This window comes from Halomonas sp. 707D4 (genome assembly GCF_024158685.1).
Taxonomy (GTDB): domain Bacteria; phylum Pseudomonadota; class Gammaproteobacteria; order Pseudomonadales; family Halomonadaceae; genus Vreelandella.
Genome location: NZ_JAMZBD010000317.1, coordinates 1 through 3,760, shown reverse-complemented (window position 1 = coordinate 3,760; position 3,760 = coordinate 1). Strand labels below are relative to the sequence as shown.

Here is a 3,760-nt window from a genome sequence, read left to right as displayed (position 1 = left end):
CTTCGGCTTCGAGGACATCGCGATCAAGATCGCCCTGCGTCCGGAAAAGCGCATCGGCAGCGACGACGTGTGGGACCGCGCCGAAGAGGCACTGCGCGGCGCCTTGAAAGCGTGTGATGTGGAGTGGCAGGAACTTCCCGGCGAAGGTGCGTTCTACGGACCCAAGATCGAGTACCACATGAAGGATTGCCTGGGCCGCGAATGGCAGGTCGGCACCATGCAGGTCGATTTCATGATGCCCGAGCGGCTCGGTGCCCAGTACGTGACCGAAGAGGGCGAGCGCAAGCCGCCGGTCATGCTGCACCGTGCGATCGTCGGCTCCATGGAGCGCTTCATCGGCATCCTGATTGAACACTATGCCGGTGCCATGCCATTATGGCTGGCGCCCGAGCAGGTCGTGATCATGAATATCACCGATTCTCAGCGCGATTATGCGCTCGAATTGGAGAATCGCCTGCAAAAAAGCGGTCTTCGCGTCAAGGCAGACTTGAGGAACGAGAAGATCGGCTTTAAAATCCGTGAGCATACGTTACAGAAAATTCCCTATCTTCTTGTGGTCGGAGATAAGGAAGTCGAAGCTGACTCAGTGGCCGTGCGAACTCGCAGCGGCGAAAACCTCGGCACCATGACCGTCGATGAGTTCATCGAACGCGCCACTGCCGAGAGAGCAGCCCTGGCGACATCGTCAATTGCCTAAGGAGACAGAGCAATCAAGCGAAGCAATCCGCGCGGGCGTCCAGCAGACAAACGCCCACCAATGAACGAGCGTATTACCGAAGAAGAAGTACGTCTGATCGACGCCGAAGGTGAGCAGTTGGGTGTGGTGCCCACCACCGAAGCGTTGGAGCGTGCTGAAGCTGCCGGTCTCGACCTCGTGCAAATTTCCAATGCCGATCCGATCGTCTGCAAGATCATGGATTACGGCAAGTTCGTTTTTGAGACGAAGAAGCAGAAAGCGGCTCAAAAGAAAAAGCAAAAGCAAATCCAGGTCAAGGAAGTCAAATTCCGTCCTGGCACCGACGAAGGCGATTATCAGGTGAAACTCAAGAACCTGATCCGCTTTCTCGAAGGTGGTGACAAGGGCAAGGTCACATTGCGTTTTCGCGGTCGCGAAATGGCGCACCAGGACATCGGCCGCAAGCTGATGGAACGGATCGCCGCTGACCTCGAAGAGATCGGTTCGGTGGAATCCTTCCCGAAAATGGAAGGCCGCCAGATGATCATGATTCTTGCCCCCAAAAAGAAGTGATCCAGCGGCGAGTTCAACGGGTCAGCGCTTGGCGCTGACCGGCCCTGGGTTTTCTAAAAAACATCGAGCGGAGTTTTTCTCATGCCGAAAATCAAGAGCAACAGCGGCGCGGCCAAGCGCTTCAAGAAGACGGCTAACGGCTTCAAGCACAAGCAGTCTTTCCGTAGTCACATCCTGACCAAGAAATCGACCAAGCGTAAGCGTCAGCTTCGCGGCATGAAGCAGATCCACGCGTCCGACAAGGCGCTGATCCAGCGCATGCTGCCGAACCTGTAAGTCGTTTTCGAAATCTATATCGTCAGGAGTAAGTCATGACTCGAGTCAAGCGTGGCGTAGTCGCCCGTCGTCGTCACAAGAAAGTACTGAAGCAGGCCAAGGGTTACTACGGTGCCCGTTCGCGCGTTTTCCGCGTGGCCAAGCAGGCCGTCATCAAGGCCGGTCAGTACGCCTACCGTGACCGTCGTAACCGTAAGCGCCAGTTCCGCGCCCTGTGGATCCAGCGTATCAACGCCGGTGCGCGCATCAACGGTATGTCCTACAGCCGTTTCGTTGGTGGTCTGAAGAAGGCCGGCATCGAAATCGACCGTAAAGTATTGGCCGATCTGGCGGTACACGAGAAAGCAGCTTTTGCTGCCATCGTGGAAAAAGCCAAGGCTGCCCAATAAGGTTTCAAGCCTTTCGTTGGCTTAAAACCGTGAGGTCATTGTAAAGTGACCCGAGCAGGGGAAGAGCAGCCGCTCTTCCCCTGTTTTTTTGTGATGATGCCATGTTGAGCACCTCTCAGGGCCGTGTCTTAAAAGACGTGGCCCGCGCGTCGCGCCCGATATGGGTGCCACGGCGCTTGCGGGCCAGGGCGTTTAAAACGCTGCCTTGCAGTAATGAATAGTTGTAAAAAATCGCTTAATTCGGAGTGTAATGGATGGATCACCTGCCTACGCTGGTATCCGAGGCGCGCGAGGCCATTCAGGCCGCGCAGAGCGTCGCGGCGCTGGATGAGTTGCGAGTTCGCTATCTGGGCAAGAAGGGCGAGGTCACCGCGCTGCTCAAGGGGCTCGGCAAGCTTTCCGCCGAAGAGCGTCCGGCAGCCGGCGAGCGCATCAACCAGGCCAAGCAGACATTGGCCGGCGAGATCGACACCCGGCGCGCCGCGCTTGAAAGCGAGGTGCTGAACCAGCGCCTGGCAGCGGAGAAGATCGACGTGACGCTGCCCGGTCGCCACCAGGCCGGCGGTGGCCTGCACCCGGTCACGCGCACTCTCGAGCGCATCGAGAACCTCTTCACGCGCATCGGTTACGATGTCGCGGTCGGTCCGGAGATCGAGGACGACTACCACAACTTCGAGGCGCTCAACATTCCCGCCCATCACCCGGCGCGCGGCATGGCGGACACCTTCTACTTCGACGCCACGCGGCTTCTGCGTACCCATACGTCGCCGGTGCAGGTGCGCACCATGAAGGAGAGCGAGCCGCCGATTCGCATCGTCTGCCCGGGGCGGGTCTACCGCAGCGACTCGGATTTGACCCACACGCCGATGTTCCATCAGGTCGAGGGGTTGCTGGTCGATGAGGGGGTCAGCTTTGCCGATCTCAAGGGCACCATCGAAGATTTCCTGCAGGCGTTCTTCGAGCGCGACGATCTCGACGTGCGTTTTCGCCCCTCCTACTTTCCCTTCACCGAGCCTTCCGCCGAAGTCGACATCCAGTGCGTGATGTGCAGCGGCAAGGGGTGCCGGGTCTGCTCGCACAGCGGCTGGCTCGAAGTGATGGGGTGCGGCATGGTGCACCCGGAAGTCTTCAAGCACTCCGGTATCGACACCGAGCGCTTCACCGGCTTCGCCTTCGGCATGGGGGCCGAGCGCCTGGCCATGCTGCGCTACGGCGTCAATGACCTGCGCCTGTTCTTCGAAAACGATCTGCGCTTTCTGCGCCAGTTCGCCTAACCACGCCGCCAGACACAGGAACGAGCATGAAATTTTCAGAACAGTGGCTGCGTGAGTGGGTCTCGCCGACACTCGAGACCCAGGCGCTGGCCGACCAGATCACCATGGCGGGCCTCGAGGTCGACGCCGTCGAGCCCGTCGCCTCAGCTTTCCAGGGCGTGGTCGTGGCCGAAGTGATCGCCAAAGAGCCGCATCCGGATGCCGACAAGCTCAACGTCTGCCGCGTCAACGACGGTACGGGCGAAGTGCAGGTGGTGTGCGGCGCGCGCAACGTGGCCATCGGCCAGCGCGTGCCCTTCGCCCAGGTGGGCGGCGTGCTGCCCGGCGACTTCAAGATCAAGAAGGCGAAGCTTCGCGGCGTCGAGTCCTTCGGCATGATCTGCTCCGCCTCGGAGCTGGGCCTCGAGGAGGAGACCTCCGAGGGCATCTTGGTGCTGCCCGTCGACGCCCCGGTCGGTACCAGCGTACGCGACTACCTGCTGCTGGACGACGCCACCATCGAGGTTGACCTGACGCCCAATCGCGGTGACTGCCTGAGCGTGAAGGGGTTGGCGCGCGAAGTGGGCGTGCTC

6 protein-coding genes are annotated in these 3,760 nt (G+C 59.9%); all 6 read left to right on the top strand.

Annotated features, from left to right (window positions below; genetic code table 11):
- Nucleotides 1-697 (top strand): threonine--tRNA ligase (locus tag BIS11_RS12830; RefSeq protein WP_253586191.1); only part of this gene is annotated, 697 nt, incomplete at its 5' end.
- 60 nt (nt 698-757) lie between these two features.
- A complete protein-coding gene (infC, locus tag BIS11_RS12825; RefSeq protein ID WP_227391353.1) occupies nt 758-1,249 on the top strand; it encodes a translation initiation factor IF-3 in 492 nt (163 codons plus the stop codon).
- An 81-nt stretch (nt 1,250-1,330) separates the two neighbouring features.
- Nucleotides 1,331-1,525, top strand: a complete 195-nt coding sequence (gene rpmI, locus BIS11_RS12820; protein WP_009724291.1) for a 50S ribosomal protein L35 — start codon at nt 1,331-1,333, stop codon at nt 1,523-1,525.
- 35 nt (nt 1,526-1,560) lie between these two features.
- Nucleotides 1,561-1,914 carry a 50S ribosomal protein L20 gene (gene rplT, locus BIS11_RS12815; protein ID WP_009097607.1) on the top strand — a complete coding sequence of 118 codons (354 nt, stop codon included), beginning with the start codon at nt 1,561-1,563 and terminating at the stop codon, nt 1,912-1,914.
- A gap of 254 nt (nt 1,915-2,168) precedes the next feature.
- Nucleotides 2,169-3,188 (top strand): phenylalanine--tRNA ligase subunit alpha, encoded by a 1,020-nt coding sequence (gene pheS / locus BIS11_RS12810; RefSeq protein ID WP_253418224.1) that lies wholly within the window; start codon nt 2,169-2,171, stop codon nt 3,186-3,188.
- A 26-nt stretch (nt 3,189-3,214) separates the two neighbouring features.
- The coding region (gene ytpR, locus BIS11_RS12805) for a YtpR family tRNA-binding protein (RefSeq protein ID WP_367399209.1) at nt 3,215-3,760 on the top strand (546 nt) is incomplete at its 3' end.

Bases quoted from the DNA above. Each gene is read 5' to 3' on its own strand.
- infC (WP_227391353.1), top strand. From the start codon at position 758: ATGAACGAGCGTATTACCGAAGAAGAAGTACGTCTGATCGACGCCGAA.
- rpmI (WP_009724291.1), top strand. From the start codon at position 1,331: ATGCCGAAAATCAAGAGCAACAGCGGCGCGGCCAAGCGCTTCAAGAAG.
- rplT (WP_009097607.1), top strand. From the start codon at position 1,561: ATGACTCGAGTCAAGCGTGGCGTAGTCGCCCGTCGTCGTCACAAGAAA.
- pheS (WP_253418224.1), top strand. From the start codon at position 2,169: ATGGATCACCTGCCTACGCTGGTATCCGAGGCGCGCGAGGCCATTCAG.